Source organism: Pseudomonas lini, assembly GCF_001042905.1.
Classification (GTDB): Bacteria; Pseudomonadota; Gammaproteobacteria; order Pseudomonadales; family Pseudomonadaceae; genus Aquipseudomonas; species Aquipseudomonas lini.
Map to the genome: position 1 here is coordinate 1 of NZ_JYLB01000011.1, position 17,172 is coordinate 17,172.

The 17,172-nt window shown below is 58.4% G+C and carries 17 protein-coding genes and 2 pseudogenes; 13 read left to right on the top strand and 6 right to left on the bottom strand.

The genetic code is table 11. The annotated features are described in order from the left end of the window. Positions 1-325: 325 nt before the first annotated feature. The gene (locus TU81_RS25825; protein ID WP_048397299.1) at positions 326-1,546 is read right to left on the bottom strand and encodes a CaiB/BaiF CoA transferase family protein; all 1,221 of its coding nucleotides are present in this window, start codon (positions 1,544-1,546) and stop codon (positions 326-328) included. 13 nt (positions 1,547-1,559) lie between these two features. Continuing rightward, entirely contained in the window at positions 1,560-2,741 is a 1,182-nt protein-coding gene (locus TU81_RS25830) for an acyl-CoA dehydrogenase (RefSeq protein ID WP_048397301.1), read from the bottom strand. Between the two features lie 157 nt (positions 2,742-2,898). Here TU81_RS25830 and TU81_RS25835 point away from each other — a divergent pair, with 157 nt between their 5' ends. The 11 genes and pseudogenes from TU81_RS25835 to TU81_RS25880 all read left to right on the top strand — a co-directional run bounded on the left by TU81_RS25835 (position 2,899) and on the right by TU81_RS25880 (position 12,998). Beyond that, positions 2,899-3,798: a LysR family transcriptional regulator gene (locus tag TU81_RS25835; RefSeq protein ID WP_048397303.1), complete on the top strand. Its 900-nt coding sequence runs from the start codon at positions 2,899-2,901 to the stop codon at positions 3,796-3,798. Positions 3,799-4,232: 434 nt separating this feature from the next. Then, a complete protein-coding gene (locus TU81_RS25840) occupies positions 4,233-5,354 on the top strand; it encodes a Re/Si-specific NAD(P)(+) transhydrogenase subunit alpha (RefSeq protein WP_048397305.1) in 1,122 nt (373 codons plus the stop codon). A 15-nt stretch (positions 5,355-5,369) separates the two neighbouring features. Then, positions 5,370-5,693, top strand: a complete 324-nt coding sequence (locus tag TU81_RS25845) for an NAD(P) transhydrogenase subunit alpha (RefSeq protein WP_003187010.1) — start codon at positions 5,370-5,372, stop codon at positions 5,691-5,693. Then, positions 5,693-7,129: an NAD(P)(+) transhydrogenase (Re/Si-specific) subunit beta gene (locus tag TU81_RS25850; RefSeq protein WP_048397306.1), complete on the top strand. Its 1,437-nt coding sequence runs from the start codon at positions 5,693-5,695 to the stop codon at positions 7,127-7,129. The genes TU81_RS25845 and TU81_RS25850 overlap by 1 nt, the downstream gene beginning before the upstream one ends. Positions 7,130-7,318: 189 nt before the next feature. Next, positions 7,319-8,812 (top strand): acetyl-CoA hydrolase/transferase family protein, encoded by a 1,494-nt coding sequence (locus tag TU81_RS25855; protein WP_007902745.1) that lies wholly within the window; start codon positions 7,319-7,321, stop codon positions 8,810-8,812. A 319-nt stretch (positions 8,813-9,131) separates the two neighbouring features. Further along, positions 9,132-9,347 carry a DUF1127 domain-containing protein gene (locus TU81_RS25860; protein ID WP_030129620.1) on the top strand — a complete coding sequence of 72 codons (216 nt, stop codon included), beginning with the start codon at positions 9,132-9,134 and terminating at the stop codon, positions 9,345-9,347. Positions 9,348-9,606: 259 nt separating this feature from the next. Then, positions 9,607-9,811, top strand: a pseudogene (locus tag TU81_RS30575) (DUF1127 domain-containing protein). Positions 9,812-9,948: 137 nt separating this feature from the next. Then, the gene (locus tag TU81_RS25865) at positions 9,949-10,266 is read left to right on the top strand and encodes a DUF2388 domain-containing protein (protein WP_007902756.1); all 318 of its coding nucleotides are present in this window, start codon (positions 9,949-9,951) and stop codon (positions 10,264-10,266) included. 107 nt (positions 10,267-10,373) lie between these two features. After that, positions 10,374-10,691: a DUF2388 domain-containing protein gene (locus TU81_RS25870; RefSeq protein WP_038980295.1), complete on the top strand. Its 318-nt coding sequence runs from the start codon at positions 10,374-10,376 to the stop codon at positions 10,689-10,691. Between the two features lie 28 nt (positions 10,692-10,719). Next, entirely contained in the window at positions 10,720-11,040 is a 321-nt protein-coding gene (locus TU81_RS25875) for a DUF2388 domain-containing protein (protein ID WP_038980296.1), read from the top strand. Beyond that, on the top strand, positions 11,037-12,998 hold the full coding sequence (locus TU81_RS25880) for a DUF7844 domain-containing protein (protein ID WP_038980297.1): 1,962 nt from the start codon (positions 11,037-11,039) through the stop codon (positions 12,996-12,998). The genes TU81_RS25875 and TU81_RS25880 overlap by 4 nt, the downstream gene beginning before the upstream one ends. A gap of 69 nt (positions 12,999-13,067) precedes the next feature. Here the strand turns inward: TU81_RS25880 and TU81_RS30980 are convergent. From TU81_RS30980 to trpB, 3 genes and pseudogenes are all read right to left on the bottom strand, one after another. Continuing rightward, positions 13,068-13,175 (bottom strand): annotated as a pseudogene (locus TU81_RS30980) (anti-virulence regulator CigR family protein); the annotation flags it as partial. A 120-nt stretch (positions 13,176-13,295) separates the two neighbouring features. Beyond that, positions 13,296-14,108, bottom strand: coding sequence for a tryptophan synthase subunit alpha (gene trpA / locus TU81_RS25885; protein ID WP_038980299.1), 813 nt, complete (start codon positions 14,106-14,108; stop codon positions 13,296-13,298). Next, complete coding sequence (trpB, locus tag TU81_RS25890) at positions 14,108-15,343, bottom strand: tryptophan synthase subunit beta (protein WP_007902766.1); 1,236 nt, start codon at positions 15,341-15,343, stop codon at positions 14,108-14,110. The genes trpA and trpB overlap by 1 nt, the downstream gene beginning before the upstream one ends. A gap of 112 nt (positions 15,344-15,455) precedes the next feature. On the opposite strand from trpB, the gene TU81_RS25895 reads away from it, so the two are divergent. Next, positions 15,456-16,349 (top strand): LysR family transcriptional regulator, encoded by an 894-nt coding sequence (locus tag TU81_RS25895; protein WP_048397309.1) that lies wholly within the window; start codon positions 15,456-15,458, stop codon positions 16,347-16,349. On the opposite strand, the gene TU81_RS25900 is transcribed toward TU81_RS25895, so the two are convergent. Further along, entirely contained in the window at positions 16,346-16,672 is a 327-nt protein-coding gene (locus TU81_RS25900; protein WP_007902771.1) for a DUF883 family protein, read from the bottom strand. The two genes, TU81_RS25895 and TU81_RS25900, sit on opposite strands and share 4 nt — an antisense overlap. A 156-nt stretch (positions 16,673-16,828) precedes the next feature. On the opposite strand from TU81_RS25900, the gene TU81_RS25905 reads away from it, so the two are divergent. Next, on the top strand, positions 16,829-17,044 hold the full coding sequence (locus TU81_RS25905) for a dodecin (protein WP_007902773.1): 216 nt from the start codon (positions 16,829-16,831) through the stop codon (positions 17,042-17,044). Positions 17,045-17,172 lie beyond the last annotated feature (128 nt).

The following is a 17,172-nucleotide window of genomic DNA, read 5'->3' on the forward strand; positions in this document are numbered from 1 at the left end:
CGTTACACGCTGCTGTCAACACCTCTTTTTCTCCGCTTTCGACCGAGATGATCGAACCGTCAATAAGGCGAAAACACACTGCCTTACCAACTCCTTCTGGCTTCGATGAACTGAAGCGTAACCGCTGTCGAAAACTGCGTAACTCTTTGTTTACCAAGGAGTTTTCCGTTTCGACTGCGCCGGAAGTGGGGCGAATTATAGACTTCCAGAATCTGCCGTCAACCCCTGATTACGCTTTTCTATCAATAACTTGCGGAAAGCCGGAAAACTGCGCATCCCCTCTATATAGGAGAGCAAAAACAGCCCTCCTATATAGAAGGAATACTCAGAGCACTCCAGACGCCTTGAACCCAGCAACGACGCTGGCATCCAGACCCAACACCCGCTGCAGAACCTCCAGCGTGTGCTCACCCAACAAAGGAGGCGCACTATGGTACTCCACCGGAGTCTCGGACAGACGTATCGGGCTCGCAACCTGCGGCACCATCCCGGCCAAGGCATGAGGCAGCTCAATGGCCAACCCCCGCGCCTGAACCTGAGGATCGGCAAACATCTGAGCCAGATCATTGATCGGTCCGCATGGCACGCCTGCCTGCTCCAGCTGCGCCACCCATTCGGCAGTAGTCTTGAACACGGTCGCCTGGCGGATAAGCGGAATCAATACTGCTCGGTTAGCCACCCGCAATTTGTTGGTCGCAAAACGTGGATCATCCGCCCACTGCGGCTGACCAGCCACCTGCGCAAACTTGCGGAACTGCCCATCGTTACCCACGGTGAGGATGAAATCGCCATCGGCCGTAGGAAAGTCCTGATAAGGCACGATATTCGGGTGAGCGTTGCCCAGGCGTTTAGGCGCAACGCCTGTAGTCAGGTAGTTCATCGCCTGATTGGCCAGACACGCCACCTGAACATCCAGCAATGCCATGTCTATATGCTGACCGCCACCGCCCTGGTCCCGATGAGCCAAGGCCGCCAGGATCGCTACCGTTGAGTAGAGACCGGTCAAAATATCTGTCAGCGCCACGCCGACTTTCACCGGGCCCGCGCCTTCATCTCCTTCGGGACGACCGGTCAGGCTCATCAGGCCGCCCAAGCCCTGGATCATGAAGTCGTAACCCGCACGCTTGGCATACGGACCTGTCTGACCGAATCCAGTGATCGAGCAATAGATCAGCTTCGGATTAATCGCCTTGAGCGATTCATAGTCCAGCCCGTAAGCCGCCAGACCACCGACCTTGAAGTTTTCAATGAGGATGTCCGACTTCGCCGCCAGCTCACGCACGAGCTGCTGCCCCTCTGGCCGCGTGAAGTCGATGGTCACTGATTGCTTATTGCGATTGGCGGACAAGTAATAGGCCGCCTCGCTGGTGTTCTCGCCATAGGCGTCTTTAAGGAACGGAGGCCCCCAGGCGCGCGTGTCATCGCCATTGCCCGGGCGCTCGACCTTGATGACTTCGGCGCCAAGGTCCGCCAGGATCTGCCCGGCCCAAGGCCCGGCAAGCACCCGCGACAAATCCAGTACCCGTAGATGCGAAAGCGCGCCCATGGCCGTACTCCTATTAATAGAACGCCTGGATGCCGGTCTGCGCGCGACCGAGGATCAGCGCGTGGACGTCATGCGTACCTTCATAGGTATTCACCACTTCCAGGTTGACGAGGTGCCGAGCGACACCGAACTCATCGGAGATGCCGTTGCCACCCAGCATGTCGCGCGCCATGCGGGCGATATCGAGGGATTTGCCACAGGAGTTGCGCTTCATCATCGAAGTAATCTCGACGGCAGCAGTGCCTTCATCCTTCATACGACCCAGACGCAGGCAGCCTTGCAGCGCCATGGTGATTTCAGTCTGCATGTCAGCCAGCTTCTTCTGGATCAACTGTGTGGCCGCCAATGGACGACCAAACTGCTTACGATCCAGGGTGTACTGGCGAGCGGTGTGCCAGCAGAACTCGGCAGCGCCCAGTGCGCCCCAGGAAATGCCGTAACGCGCTGAGTTAAGGCAGGTAAAAGGGCCTTTCAAGCCACGGACATCCGGGAAAATGTTCTCTTCAGGGACAAACACGTTGTCCATGACGATCTCGCCGGTGATGGATGCACGCAGACCAACCTTACCGTGAATCGCCGGAGCGCTAAGGCCTTTCCAGCCCTTCTCCAGAACAAAACCACGAATATCGCCCGCGTCGTCCTTGCCCCAAACCACGAACACATCGGCGATCGGGCTGTTGGTGATCCACATTTTGCTGCCGGTGAGGCTGTAGCCGCCTTCCACTTTGCGTGCACGAGTAATCATCGCGCCCGGGTCGGAACCGTGGTCAGGCTCGGTCAGACCGAAGCAACCGATCCATTCACCCGAGGCCAGTTTCGGCAGGTATTTCTGCTTTTGTGCTTCGGTACCGAATTCGTTGATCGGCACCATGACCAGCGAGGACTGCACGCTCATCATCGAGCGATAGCCAGAGTCGACACGCTCGACCTCACGGGCAATCAGACCGTAATTGACGTAGTTAAGGCCGCTGCCACCGTATTGCTCAGGAATGGTCGCACCCAACAGACCCACTTCACCCATCTCGCGGAAGATCGCCGGGTCGGTCTTCTCATGACGGAAAGCTTCGAGAACACGCGGCGCGAGCTTCTGCTGAGCGAATTGCTGAGCGGTGTCGCGAATCATGCGTTCTTCTTCACTGAGCTGTTGATCCAGCAGCAGGGGATCGATCCAGTTGAAGCTAGCTTTACCGCCCATGAGTGAGTCCTCTCGAATCGGGTCAAATAACGTGGAGTGATCCTAGGCCGGGTTTGGCTTCACGACAAACGAGGATTTTGCATACTGTTGTGCTAATTTCTCACTCCGTAACGTCGCAAAATGGCTTATATGCGATGTATTAGTGAGGTTGACGTACATGCGCAGGAAGATCCCCAGCACTACCGCCCTGATCAGCTTTGAGGCGGCAGCGCGCCATGAGAGCTTTACCAAGGCCGCCCAGGAACTTTCCCTCACGCAAGGAGCAATTTGCCGACAGATCGCCAGCCTGGAGGAGTTCCTCAGCGTCGAACTATTCCGACGCTCCCGGCGCGGAGTGAAGCTGACGGAGGCCGGGCTTTCCTACAGCCGCCGAGTAGCCACCCAACTCGATGCGGTTGAACGCGACACTTTGTCAGTGATGGGCCAGCAAGGCGCCAACATGATCGAGTTGGCGGTGGTGCCAACCTTCGGCACTCAATGGCTGCTACCGCGACTCAAGGATTTTCAGCAGAAACACCCGGAAGTGACGGTCAACCTTACCAACCGCACGCGCCCCTTCCTGTTCGCCGACACCGACTTCGACGCCGCGATCTATTTCGGCGACGCAGACTGGCCAGGTACCGAATCCCACAGGCTAATGGGCGAAAATCCGATGCCGGTGTGCAGCCCCACGTTACTGGGCAAAAAAACCAATCTGAGCCCTAGTGAAATCGCCGAACTGCCCCTGCTGCAGCAGACCACACGTCCTTATGCCTGGCGCCAGTGGTTCAACTCCCAAAACCTGAATATCCCGCGAGACATGACAGGGCCGCGTTACGAGCTATTCTCCATGCTTGCTCAGGCTGCGATGCACGATATGGGGATCGCGCTGATTCCACCGTTCCTGATTCAGCGCGAATTGGCAGAGAAGCGCCTGGTGATTGCCAACGCCCAGGCACTATCGAGCATTAAGGCCTATTACCTGATGATTCCCGAGCGAAAGATCGAATCTGCGTCTTTAAGGGCATTTCGCGATTGGCTGGTGATTCAGGCACAAGGCTACAGCCTAGAAGGATAAAGGCTTGCACTTATTAGCTGACCCCGTAGTCAGCAAAACAAAAGCACTACAGATATAAGTATTTGTCGCATATTGGCAGACTGTACTGAGGAGTAGCACAAACGTCCTACAAAGGCCTGAATACGTGGCCTTGAGCCTCTATTGGCAGGCAATGACGACTCATTCACCGTGCCGATGTGTAAATTCTTGAATTTTGGACAGAATCCTCACAAGCCACGGCCTACAAGGGATTGCGCCGATCACTGCGACATTCGGTCACGGGGTGACTTGTAGTTAATTTTCCGTCACCCGTCATAATCCCTTGAAGGGCACAAAGTTCGCCTGCAAAATGCCGCGCCCCGCCCTGATTTGGCGGGATCGTGCTGATCGGCCACCCCAGACGCACCATCCGAAGTGCCTGGGTTTACTCAACAAGATCACGCAGGAGATTTGACGTGCACATTGGTGTTCCTCTCGAAACCCAGACGGGTGAAACACGGGTTGCTGCAACCCCGGAAACCATCAAGAAGCTGATCGGCCAGGGTCATAAGGTCACTGTGCAAAGCGGCGCCGGCATTAATGCCAGCGTTGTCGACAGTGCTTATGAAGCGGCAGGCGCAAACATTGGCAGCGCCAATGATGCATTTGGCGCAGAGCTGATTCTCAAGGTGGTCGCCCCCAGCGACAGCGAGCTGACACTGATAAAGAGCGGCACCGTTGTGGTGGGCATGCTCAATCCGTTCAGCAATGAAACCATCGCAAAAATGGCCGAGTGCGGCATTACCGCGTTTGCGCTGGAAGCCGCGCCGCGTACCTCCCGCGCCCAGAGCCTGGATGTGCTGTCGTCCCAGGCCAACATCGCCGGCTATAAAGCCGTGTTGCTGGCCGCTCACCACTATCCACGCTTCATGCCGATGCTGATGACTGCTGCGGGCACCGTGAAAGCGGCGCGCGTGCTGATTCTTGGCGCTGGCGTAGCCGGTTTGCAGGCGATTGCCACGGCGAAACGTCTGGGAGCAGTCATCGAAGCGTCCGACGTGCGTCCTGCCGTGAAGGAACAGATCGAATCCCTGGGTGCGAAATTCGTCGATGTGCCGTACGAAACCGATGAAGAGCGCGAATGCGCCGTCGGTGTCGGCGGTTACGCACGCCCCATGCCGGCCAGCTGGATGCAGCGCCAGGCCTTGGCCGTGCACGAACGCGCCAAGCAGGCTGACATTGTCATCACCACCGCACTGATCCCGGGCCGCAAGGCGCCGACGCTATTGAGCGCCGAAACCGTGGCGCAAATGAAGCCAGGCTCGGTGGTCATCGACCTCGCGGCAGCCCAGGGCGGCAACTGCCCGCTGACCGTGGCCGATCAGGTGGTCGTCGAAAATGGCGTGACCATTTGCGGCCCGACCAATCTGGCCGGCGCAGTCGCGGCCGATGCCTCGGCTCTGTACGCGCGCAACCTGCTGGACTTCCTGAAGCTGGTCTTCAACAAAGAAGGCCAGTTCGAAGTGAACCTCGAAGACGACATCGTCGCCGCGTGCCTGATGTGCCGCGACGGCCAAGTCATCCGCAAAAACGCCTAAGCAGGGATTCAGACGATGGAAGAGCTTATCTCCCCCGGTATCTACAACCTGATCATCTTCGTGCTGGCGATTTATGTCGGTTATCACGTGGTGTGGAACGTTACACCTGCACTGCATACGCCGTTGATGGCGGTGACCAACGCCATTTCGGCGATTGTGATCGTCGGCGCCATGCTGGCGGCAGCTTTGACCGTGACCCCACTGGGCAAGACCATGGGCACCCTGGCGGTGGCTCTGGCGGCAGTGAACGTGTTCGGTGGCTTCCTCGTGACTCGCAGAATGCTTGAGATGTTCAAGAAAAAAGCCCCGAAAGCCGTAAAAGAAGAGGCGCCCAAGTAATGAGCATGAATCTGGTAACGACGCTCTACCTGATCGCGTCGATCTGCTTCATCCAGGCCCTCAAAGGCCTGTCGCACCCAACCACGTCGCGGCGTGGCAATGTCTACGGCATGCTTGGCATGGCGTTGGCGATCCTCACTACCGTGGGCCTCATCTATAAGCTGGGCGCTGAGCTTGCTACTGCCGGCAGCGGTTACGTCATCGTGGGTCTGTTGGTCGGCGGCACTGCCGGCTCGATCATGGCCAAGCGTGTTGAAATGACCAAGATGCCGGAACTGGTCGCCTTCATGCACAGCATGATCGGTATGGCCGCAGTGTTCATCGCGATCGCTGCGGTGGTCGAGCCGCAATCCCTGGGCATCGTCAAGCAACTGGGTGATTCCATTCCTGCCGGTAACCGCATGGAGCTGTTCCTCGGCGCGGCCATCGGTGCAATCACCTTCTCCGGTTCGGTGATCGCGTTCGGCAAGCTGTCGGGCAAGTACAAGTTCCGCCTGTTTCAGGGCGCACCGGTACAGTTCGGCGGTCAGCACAAGCTGAACCTGCTGCTGGGCCTGGCGACACTGGCTCTGGGCATCACCTTCATGCTGACCGGCAACCTTAGCGCTTTCGCCCTGATGCTAGCCCTGGCCTTCGTGCTGGGCGTGCTGATCATCATCCCGATCGGCGGCGCAGACATGCCCGTCGTGGTGTCCATGCTGAACAGTTACTCCGGCTGGGCAGCAGCGGGTATCGGCTTCTCGCTGAACAACTCGATGCTGATTATTGCCGGCTCGCTGGTCGGTTCTTCCGGTGCGATCCTCTCGTACATTATGTGCAAGGCGATGAACCGTTCGTTCTTCAACGTGCTGCTCGGCGGTTTCGGCAACACCGCAGATGCCGCTGGCCCGGCAGGTTCGAAAGAAGCCCGCCCGGTGAAATCCGGTTCGGCTGACGACGCCACCTTCCTGCTGACCAACGCCGACACCGTGATCATCGTTCCGGGCTATGGCCTGGCGGTGGCCCGTGCGCAGCACGCATTGAAAGAGCTGACCGAGAAGCTGACCCACCGTGGTGTGACCGTGAAGTATGCGATTCACCCGGTTGCGGGCCGGATGCCTGGCCACATGAACGTATTGCTGGCCGAGGCCGAAGTGCCTTACGACCAGGTGTTCGAGATGGAAGACATCAACTCCGAGTTCGGTCAGGCCGACGTGGTGCTGGTGCTCGGCGCCAACGACGTGGTTAACCCGGCGGCCAAGAACGATCCGAAATCGCCGATTGCCGGCATGCCTATTCTGGAAGCGTTCAAAGCCAAGACCATCATCGTCAACAAGCGCTCGATGGCCAGCGGCTATGCCGGTCTGGACAACGAACTGTTCTACCTGGACAAGACCATGATGGTTTTCGGCGACGCCAAGAAAGTCATCGAAGACATGGTTAAAGCCGTCGAGTAATACCCTTCGGCAACCTGAACGCCCCGACTCGTCGGGGCGTTTTTGCTTGTGGCTGTTACGGATCCTGTAACGGTGTTTTGTCTGAAAGACCCAGAATAGACGCCTCGAATGCGACCTTGGTAGCGGGACGCAGGCTCATCAAATTCACTAGACTGCGCACCTTGCTTCCGTTGCCCCGAGAAAATAATTATGTACCGTGACCGTATTCGCTTGCCTTCGTTGTTGGACAAGGTGATGAGCGCCGCCGACGCTGCCGCTCTGATTCAGGACGGCATGACCGTCGGCATGAGCGGCTTTACCCGAGCCGGCGAAGCCAAGGCTGTGCCTCATGCACTGGCCGAGCGCGCCAAGGTCACGCCGCTGAAAATTACCCTGATGACCGGTGCCAGCCTGGGCAACGACCTCGACAAACAACTGACTGAAGCCGGCGTACTGTCGCGACGCATGCCGTTCCAGGTGGACAGCACCCTGCGCAAGGCGATCAATGCCGGCGAAGTCATGTTCATCGACCAGCACCTGTCGGAAACCGTGGAGCTATTGCGCAACCAACAACTCAAGCTACCGGACATCGCGGTGATCGAAGCCGTGGCAATTACCGAGCAGGGCCATATCGTGCCGACCACCTCGGTAGGCAACTCGGCCAGCTTCGCGATTTTCGCCAAACACGTGATCGTCGAGATCAACCTGGCGCACAACCCGAATCTCGAAGGTCTGCACGACATCTATATCCCGACCTACCGGCCGACCCGCACGCCTATTCCGCTGGTGAAGGTCGACGACCGCATCGGCAGTACCGCCATCCCGATACCGCCCGAAAAAATCGTCGCGATCGTGATCACTAATCAGTCCGACTCGCCGTCCACTGTCTTGCCGCCTGACAGCGACACACAGGCCATCGCTGATCACCTGATCGATTTCTTCAAACAAGAAGTGGCTGCCGGGCGCATGACCAACAAGCTAGGCCCGCTGCAAGCCGGTATCGGCACTATTGCCAATTCGGTGATGTGCGGCTTGATCGATTCGCCGTTTGAAGACCTGACCATGTACTCCGAAGTGCTGCAGGATTCGACTTTCGACCTGATCGACGCTGGCAAGCTGAGCTTTGCTTCGGGCAGTTCGATCACCCTGTCGAGCCGGCGCAATGCCGATGTGTTCGGGAATCTGGAGCACTATAAGGACAAGCTGGTGCTGCGCCCTCAGGAAATCTCGAACCATCCCGAAGTGGTGCGGCGCTTGGGCATCATTGGCATCAACACTGCCCTGGAGTTCGACCTGTACGGCAACGTCAATTCCACCCACGTCTGCGGCACACGAATGATGAATGGCATCGGCGGCTCCGGCGATTTCGCGCGCAATGCGCACCTGGCCATCTTTGTCACCAAGTCGATTGCCAAGGGTGGCGCGATTTCCAGCGTGGTTCCCATGGTCAGCCACGTCGACCACACAGAACATGACGTCGACATTCTCGTGACCGAAATAGGCCTGGCCGACCTGCGTGGCCTGGCACCGCGTGAGCGCGCGCGGGTCATCATCGACAACTGCGTTCACCCGGACTATCGACCTGCCTTGAATGACTACTTCACTGCCGCTTGCGCAGTCGGCGGGCATACCCCGCACATCCTTCGCGATGCCCTGAGTTGGCACATAAACCTGGAAGAAACCGGGCGCATGCTCGCGGTGTAATTGATACAGATTGCAGCTGACGCAAACACAGTTTCGTCAGCTCGCGGTGATAACACCCAACGCCGCAAAAAACTGTACTGCTGTACCGGTCTTTTCCTACGGTATTTTCCTATCTTTTGCGCTGTATTGAGCAGAAATGCACCGTATTAGTGCAGACAGGTACAGTTGCCTCAATTTCGACCAGTACACTGCCTTTTAACAGTTAACTGGTCTCTCACAATACAGGTGAACTGTATCTACAGAGACTGGCCAAACGAGAGGATCATTGGCATCAGTTAAACCACTACCTAATCCCGCCATAAGCGGAAGGATGTCAACCATGGAACGTACACTCAGTTCCGAACTGTTCTTCGAAGATACTGCTGCAAAAACCCAGGCTTCCATGCCTCTGCGCGTTATCGCCAACCTGATGCTGTGGCAGCGCCGCATCACCAGCCGCCATCAACTGGCTCGTCTGGATTCGCGTCTGCTGGCTGACGCCGGGATTAGCGAAGCACAACGCTACGAAGAGCTGAGCAAGCCGTTCTGGCGCTAAGTTAGCGTCGCTGGCTCTGATCCTCCGGATCCACCGCCAGCACCCCGAATTGAACAAACAAAACCCGTCGTGGGAAACCACGACGGGTTTTGTCGTTTTGGAGCTTTCATTTGGGCCTTACAGAAGAGATAACCGCTAACAGGTACAGTTTATAATTTATACAAAATGAACCAGTACAATTTCATCAGAGTGTGTCTGTGCCCACAGGCGAAAGGGGGTCACCATTGAATCCCGACACGTTGGCAAAAGGACCGCGCCCATGAATAACTTACTAAATGTTTCCATCGTCACACCGCAAGCGAAGCCCCGCTTGGCCAGGCTTCGAGGATTACTGAGAGCGTTTGCCGCTGGAAAGGGCTCGCACCCGACGGTTACTGGGCCAACTCAATGATCAACAGCTCTCGGATCTGGGCATCAGCCATGCCGAGCGCCTCAATGAAGTGGACAAACCGTTCTGGCGCTAACTTTCCCCATTAACAGACGGGGACTGTTCTAACCGAGGTGCACAGGCCTAATATCCAGCTAGAACGTGGCGAACGCTTTACGACAGGCGTCTGATCCTGAGCCACCTCTAAATCGGTCTATCCAAAGGAGCTACCCCATGTCCCGTCTACGTCTGCTCAGCGCTGCCGCCCTGCTTGCCGTTGCTGCCAATTCCCACGCCACCAGTTTTATCGTGACCACCGATTCCATTGTTGGTGGACTGAAGGCGTCCTCTGACGCAACGTCGGATGTCTCGTCTTCCTTTCGCGACGACAAAATCGTCCGTGCTGCTCGTGACGATGCCGCCAGCTTCGTCGCCAGCGAAGGCGCTATTCGTGGTGTGAAACTGGAAAGCGCTCTCGACCATATCCGCCAACAGACTCCACAACTGAATGCGACCGACGCACAGCTGGCCCAGGCCATCCTGACAATCTAAGCGACAGCTCTGACGCGGGACACGCCCGTCGTGTCCCAATGTTTCGGCGCTGGCTCTAGCCCGGGCATTGCGCTAGCCTTGGGACTCGCTTTCAGCTATCGAGTCTCATGCGTTTTCTTTCCAATCTGTCGATCACTGCGGTTTTTCTTGCGGCTTGCTGGTCGGGTTCGGCCCACGCCTTCGATGCTTTCAACCTTTCTACGCAAGGCACCGTGGCCAGTGGTTATGCCTCCAGCATGGTGACCTCCGCGCCCTTCGACCATAAACTGCTGATCGCCGCCCGGGATGACGCTGCCGCGTTCGTTGCCAGCGACGGTCAGCTGCGTGGATCGCAACTGGAGTCCGCCTTGATTTACCTGCGTCGGACCCAGCCAAAACTTCATGCCAGCGACCTTGAACTGGCGCAGGCAATTCTCGTCCAATAGTTATCCCTTGTTCCTCCGGAGTCGTTCCATGCGTAGCCCTCTGATTGCTGCCACCCTTGGCCTGCTGTTGTTGGCCGACGTGGCCCAGGCGCACACCCTGGTAGCCACCAGTAACATCCTCATCAACGCCACCCAGCGCACACTTGATTTCACGTCCGATACCACCACGTCCATCCGTGATTCGAAGATTGTCCGTGAAGCCCAGGACGATGCGGCCAGTTTCGTCGCCAGCGACGGTGAAATCCGCGGTGCGCACCTGGAAGCGGCCTTCGACACCTTGCGCACCCGCGTACCGGAAGCCCGCGACGCCAGTGATCAGGTTCTCGCCGAAGCCATCCTCGCACTGTGAAGTCGCTAGGCGCCTGGCTGTTGGCCGGGGTTGTATTGCTGCTCGGCAATACGGCTCAGGCCGGCCTGCAACTACGGCTCAAGACCGACGGTCTGAGCCCCGCGCAACAGCAGGCCAGTCAGGCACTGCTTGATGAAGCCATGCAGGCGTTACCGCCGCGCTTCATCGAGCAACTGGACCGGCGCATTGATGTCGGCTGGACCGACGACATGCCGAGCGATGCTTACGGTCAGGCGTCGCTGGTGTCCGAGCTGGACCTGAATCGCAATCTGCTCGCCAGCCTCACCAACGGCAGCGCCGCGACCCAAAAAACGTATCGTCCCCACGGTACCGTGCGCCGGGAAATGCTCGCCACGGTGTTGCACGAACTCACCCATATTTATGACCGTGCGCGCCTATGGCCAGCTGCCGAGCGCACACTGATCCAGCGTTGCATGCAACGTAACAGCAGCTCCGGGCTGATCGGTATCCCCGATCAATGCCGTGGTCAGACGGAGCGACGCTGGACCCTCAGCGATGACCCTCGTCTGCTAGATTTGGCCGGCTGGCCGCAATACGTCGGTCGACGCGGCGAGCGCGAACAGCACAACCGGCAGATTGCCCGCAGCCCGGACATCTACGAGACGAGCAGCCCGAAGGAGTTCGTCGCGGTCAACATGGAGTACTTCCTCCTCGACCCAAGCTATGCCTGCCGTCGCCCCGCGCTGTATCGCTACTACAAAGAACATTTCGGCTGGGCTCCTGCCGCAAAAGATACGTGCGGCAAGTCCTTCGCGTTCCTCAATGCGGGTAACGACTTCGCCAAGCAGCCCCTGGGCCAGGTCGATCCGGAGCGGGTTTACGCTGTTGACTATCTACTGGCAGAAGCCAACCAGAACTGGGTCAGCCGCTGGGGTCACAGCATGCTACGACTGGTGATCTGTGCACCGGGTCGGCCTCGCGGGCCGGATTGTCGACTGGATCTGGATCAGCATCTGGTGTTGTCCTACCGCGCCTTCGTCGGTGACCTACAGCTATCGAGCTGGGATGGGCTGGTGGGTAAATACCCGTCGCGCCTGTTTGTCTTGCCGCTGGCCCAAGTGATCGACGAATACACCAAGACCGAACTGCGCAGCCTGGCCTCAGTGCCGCTGAACCTGTCGCAAAGCGAGATCGAAGACGTGGTGGAACACGCCGCGGAAATGCACTGGAGTTACGACGGCAACTATTTTTTCCTGTCCAACAACTGCGCAGTAGAAGGCCTGAAATTACTGCGCAGCAGCACCAACAATGCGCAACTGGTCGGCCTCGACAGCATCATGCCCAACGGTTTGCTGGAAGTGCTCAAGGGCCGCGGACTGGCGGACACCAGCGTATTGGATGATCCCCGTGAAGCACTGCGCCTGGGCTATCGCTTCGACTCCTTCCGCGAGCGTTATCAAGCGATGTTCGAAGTGCTGAAAAAGCATTTGCCGATCAAGCAGGACAAGGTCGAGGACTGGCTGTCCTTGAAAGCTGATGAGCGCCGCAAATGGATTGACCAGGCTGATTTGCGCACCAGCGCAGCGTTGCTGCTGCTGGAGCAGGCCAGTTTCCGTCAGCAGATGGTGCTGGCTCAGGACGAAGTGAAGCAACGCTATCTGGGCGCTCGGGAATTGAAGGATGGCGGCATGGATAAGGCCAATGCGACCTTGCAGGAGATTCTCGCTAACAGCGGCTTCCTCAGTCGGCCGGCCGAACTGCTCGGCACCGGTGGTTATGGTTTGCCACAACCAAACGAGTGGACCCGCCTGGAGTCGGAAAGCAGCCTGCGTCAAAAGCAGCTTCAAGCGCTGACCGGGGATCTCGACAAAGAGGTCAGAGCACTGCTCGAGCCGAGCCGTGCCGCCGAAATGGCCGCCAACGAAGCCAATCTGAAGCAGGTTGGCGAGCATCTGAGGAAGTTACACAAGGCTGCGGGTGGGTTGGAATTGCCCTGAAAGCATAAGATCGTCCGAACGCGGCCCGAACCTTTGGCGGCGCCTGGATCACTTCCCTATGGAGCTGCGGCCGCCGCGATCGCGATCGGCGCGCTGATCGGCGCTAGCATGCAGCAACGGGGTCGCACTGAGCATCAGCACGCCCAGGCTGGCAATCAGACGTTTCGGCATTTTCATCAAGTCTTTCCTCACAGCCATACAGCAAAAAGGGCTTCAGAACGTAGTCCTGAAGCCCTCGGTCTTGCTGTTTAGTCTGTGCCGCGAGGCTCTAATTCCTCTGGATCAGGAACTTTACCTTCAGCTGACCCGCGCTTTACGCACGCCGTTGGACAAGGCCGCGCACAGGCTGAGTACACCCTCCACAGCCTGATCCGGCGTCGAGGCATTGGCGATGTGATCGATCAGCGCCGACCCCACCACCACACCGTCGGCCAGACGCGCGATGGACGCTGCTTGCTCCGGTGTACGGATACCGAAACCGATGCTGATCGGCAGATCGGTATGGCGACGCAGACGGGTGACGGCTTCTTCGACATGTTCCAGAGTCGCCGCGCCCGCACCGGTCACACCCGCCACCGACACGTAGTAAACAAAGCCGGAACTGCCGTTCAATACAGTCGGCAAGCGCACGTCATCAGTCGTCGGAGTGGTCAGACGAATGAAGTCCAGGCCCGCCGCCTGTGCCGGGTCGCACAGCTCGCCGTTATGCTCGGGCGGCATGTCGACCACGATCAAGCCATCGACACCGGCCTCTTTGGCTTCAGCGATGAAACGCGGCACGCCGTACATGTGAATCGGGTTGAAATAACCCATCAGCACCAGCGGAGTCTCGTTATTGCCTTCGCGGAACTCGCGAACCATTTGCAGGGTTTTCGCCAGGTTCTGTTTGGCGCCCAAGGCACGAATGTTGGCCAGTTGAATCGCCGGGCCATCGGCCATTGGATCGGTGAAGGGCATGCCCAACTCGATCACGTCGGCACCCGCTCCCGGCAAGCCTTTGAGGATCGCCAGAGACGTGTCGTAGCTCGGGTCGCCGGCGGTCACGAAGGTCACCAGGGCGGCGCGGTTCTGTTCCTTGAGTTCGGCAAAACGCGTTTGCAGGCGGCTCATCAGTGTTTCTCCTGCTTGGATTGCTCTTGTTGAGAGTGTTCCATGTGGTGCATCACGGTCTGCATGTCTTTGTCGCCACGGCCGGACAGGTTGACCACCATCAGGTGATCTTTCGGCAGCGTCGGTGCGCGTTTGAACACTTCGGCCAGGGCATGGGCGCTTTCCAATGCAGGAATAATCCCTTCCAGACGGCAGCATTTGTGGAACGCGTCGAGGGCTTCATCGTCGGTCACCGAGGTGTACTGGACGCGGCCGATGTCATGCAACCAGGCGTGTTCCGGGCCGATGCCCGGATAGTCGAGGCCGGCGGAAATCGAATGAGCGTCGATGATCTGGCCGTCGTCGTCCTGCAGCAGGAAAGTACGGTTGCCGTGCAGAACACCCGGTACGCCGCCGTTCAGGCTGGCCGCGTGCTTGCCGGTTTCGATGCCATAACCGGCAGCTTCGACGCCGATGATCTCAACGCTCTTGTCATCGAGGAACGGGTGGAACAGGCCCATGGCGTTGGAACCACCGCCAATGCACGCCACCAGGCTGTCGGGCAGACGGCCTTCCTGGGCTTGCAACTGCTCGCGGGTTTCCTTGCCGATCACAGCCTGGAAGTCGCGAACCATGGCGGGATACGGGTGCGGGCCGGCCACGGTGCCGATCAGGTAGAAGGTACTGTCGACGTTGGTCACCCAGTCACGCAGGGCTTCGTTCATCGCATCTTTGAGGGTGCCGGTACCGGCGACCACCGGGATCACTTCGGCGCCCAGCAGCTTCATGCGAAACACGTTGGCTTGCTGACGTTCGATGTCGGTGGTGCCCATGTAGATCACGCAATCGAGGCCGAAACGCGCAGCCACGGTGGCGGTCGCCACGCCGTGCATGCCAGCGCCAGTCTCAGCGATGATGCGCTTCTTGCCCATGCGCCGCGCCAGCAGGATCTGGCCGATGCAGTTGTTGATCTTGTGCGCGCCGGTGTGGTTCAGCTCTTCGCGCTTGAGGTAAATCTTCGCGCCGCCGCAGAACTCTGTCAGACGCTCGGCGAAATACAGTGGGCTTGGACGTCCGACGTAATCTCGCTGGAAGTAGGCCAATTCTTCTTTGAACGCCGGATCTTCCTTGGCCGCTTCGTATTCGCGGGCCAGATCGAGGATCAACGGCATCAGGGTTTCGGCGACGTAACGGCCACCGAACGCGCCGAACAGGCCGTTGGCGTCGGGGCCGTTGCGCAGATTAGTCTGGGTCATGGGTCGCTCCAGTTGTATTCGAGAGGTGACGATGGGGTTCACTCTACCCCTGACATCTCGCACTGAAAACCGATAAGATCGCCACAATCTGTCAGGAAAACTCACATATCCCATGAGCCACGACCTTCCGCCGCTGAACGCCCTTCGCGCCTTCGAAGCCACTGCCCGCCTGAACAGCGTCAGTCAGGCCGCCGAACAGCTGCACGTCACTCATGGTGCGGTCAGCCGACAACTCAAGGTGCTGGAAGAACACCTCGGCGTGAGTCTGTTCATCAAGGATGGACGCGGCCTGAAACTCACAGATGCCGGTGTTCGTTTGCGCGATGTCAGCGGCGAAGCCTTCGAGCGATTGCGCAGCGTTTGCGCCGAACTGACCCAAAGCACCGCCGATGCGCCGTTCGTGCTGGGTTGCTCGGGCAGCCTGCTGGCGCGCTGGTTCATTCCGCGTTTGGGGCGGCTCAATGCAGACCTGCCGGATCTGCGTTTGCACCTGTCGGCTGGCGAAGGCGATCTCGATCCACGGCGGCCCGGCCTGGATGCTTTGTTGGTATTTGCCGAGCCGCCATGGCCGGCGGACATGCAGGTCTACGAATTGGCCAGCGAACGCATTGGCCCGGTCATGAGCCCACGATTCGTCGGCTACGAAAGGCTGCAGAACGCACCGGCAAACGCACTGTTGACCGAACCCTTGCTGCACACCACCTCACGCCCGCAAGCCTGGCCGAGTTGGGCACAGCAAAGCGGCCTCGACTCCAAGGCGCTGAAGTACGGTCAGGGGTTCGAGCATTTGTATTATTTGCTGGAGGCGGCAGTGGCCGGGCTGGGTGTGGCCATCGCTCCTGAGCCGCTGGTGGCCGAGGACTTGAAAGCCGGCCGCCTGGTTGCGCCATGGGGTTTCTGTGAAACCCCGGCGCAACTGGCGTTATGGCTACCCAAGCGCGCCGCGGACGGGCGCGCTCGGCAATTGGCGCAGTGGCTTAAAAACGAACTGCGCCAAGCATCTTAATTACCGCGCTTGCACAGCAGATAGGCCGCGAGCAGGCCCAACGCACCAACGGCGACGCCGGCTGTAGTCCAAGGATGTTCCTGGGCGTAGTCACGCGTCGCGATCCCGGTTTCACGGGTTTTGACCTTGACCTCTTCATAGGCATCGGAGAGCAGATGACGCGAATGCTTCAGCGCGTTCTCGGCGTTGATTTTCAGCGTTTTAAGGGTTTTACGCGACTCGTCCGAGGCGTCGTCCTTCAGGCTTTCCAACGATTTCAGCAGACTCTCGATCTCGGCTTCCATGCTTTGCAATGAGGCTTTGCGTAACGAGGTATTGGCCATGGTGGCTCTCCTGCATTGTTGATGAGTGGCGTGTGTTGGTTGGGACTTCAAGGGTTCGGGAAAGTGCAGTAAATCTGAACTTCCCCCCGGATTAGTCGACAGAAGAAATAAGAAAAATCACTGCTAGGCTGTATTTCACACCCTTAGGAGAACGCCATGACTGATCATCACACCTACAAAAAAGTCGAGCTGGTTGGCTCATCCACCACCAGCATTGAAGATGCGATCAACAACGCCCTGGCCGAAGCCAACAAAAGCCTCAAGTACATGGAATGGTTTGAAGTGACCGAAACCCGTGGGCACATCAAGGACGGCAAAGCGGCACACTTTCAGGTGACGCTCAAAGTCGGATTCCGGATTGCCAGTAGCTGAGCTTAAGCTAGTCTTCTGAACTTGCGCGCCGGCCGAATGCCATAGGGAATGGCAAAGCGCTACGTGGTGAGTGCGTCCGGTCGATAGCTGGATGCCCTCCCCCTATTGATCCGACCAGGGAGTGCAAC

Bases quoted from the DNA above. Each gene is read 5' to 3' on its own strand.
- TU81_RS25830 (WP_048397301.1), bottom strand. From the start codon at position 2,741: ATGGGCGGTAAAGCTAGCTTCAACTGGATCGATCCCCTGCTGCTGGAT.
- trpB (WP_007902766.1), bottom strand. From the start codon at position 15,343: ATGACCCAGACTAATCTGCGCAACGGCCCCGACGCCAACGGCCTGTTC.
- TU81_RS25875 (WP_038980296.1), top strand. From the start codon at position 10,720: ATGCGTAGCCCTCTGATTGCTGCCACCCTTGGCCTGCTGTTGTTGGCC.
- TU81_RS25825 (WP_048397299.1), bottom strand. From the start codon at position 1,546: ATGGGCGCGCTTTCGCATCTACGGGTACTGGATTTGTCGCGGGTGCTT.
- TU81_RS25870 (WP_038980295.1), top strand. From the start codon at position 10,374: ATGCGTTTTCTTTCCAATCTGTCGATCACTGCGGTTTTTCTTGCGGCT.
- TU81_RS25895 (WP_048397309.1), top strand. From the start codon at position 15,456: ATGAGCCACGACCTTCCGCCGCTGAACGCCCTTCGCGCCTTCGAAGCC.
- TU81_RS25855 (WP_007902745.1), top strand. From the start codon at position 7,319: ATGTACCGTGACCGTATTCGCTTGCCTTCGTTGTTGGACAAGGTGATG.
- TU81_RS25835 (WP_048397303.1), top strand. From the start codon at position 2,899: ATGCGCAGGAAGATCCCCAGCACTACCGCCCTGATCAGCTTTGAGGCG.
- TU81_RS25845 (WP_003187010.1), top strand. From the start codon at position 5,370: ATGGAAGAGCTTATCTCCCCCGGTATCTACAACCTGATCATCTTCGTG.
- TU81_RS25900 (WP_007902771.1), bottom strand. From the start codon at position 16,672: ATGGCCAATACCTCGTTACGCAAAGCCTCATTGCAAAGCATGGAAGCC.
- TU81_RS25905 (WP_007902773.1), top strand. From the start codon at position 16,829: ATGACTGATCATCACACCTACAAAAAAGTCGAGCTGGTTGGCTCATCC.
- trpA (WP_038980299.1), bottom strand. From the start codon at position 14,108: ATGAGCCGCCTGCAAACGCGTTTTGCCGAACTCAAGGAACAGAACCGC.
- TU81_RS25865 (WP_007902756.1), top strand. From the start codon at position 9,949: ATGTCCCGTCTACGTCTGCTCAGCGCTGCCGCCCTGCTTGCCGTTGCT.
- TU81_RS25860 (WP_030129620.1), top strand. From the start codon at position 9,132: ATGGAACGTACACTCAGTTCCGAACTGTTCTTCGAAGATACTGCTGCA.
- TU81_RS25850 (WP_048397306.1), top strand. From the start codon at position 5,693: ATGAGCATGAATCTGGTAACGACGCTCTACCTGATCGCGTCGATCTGC.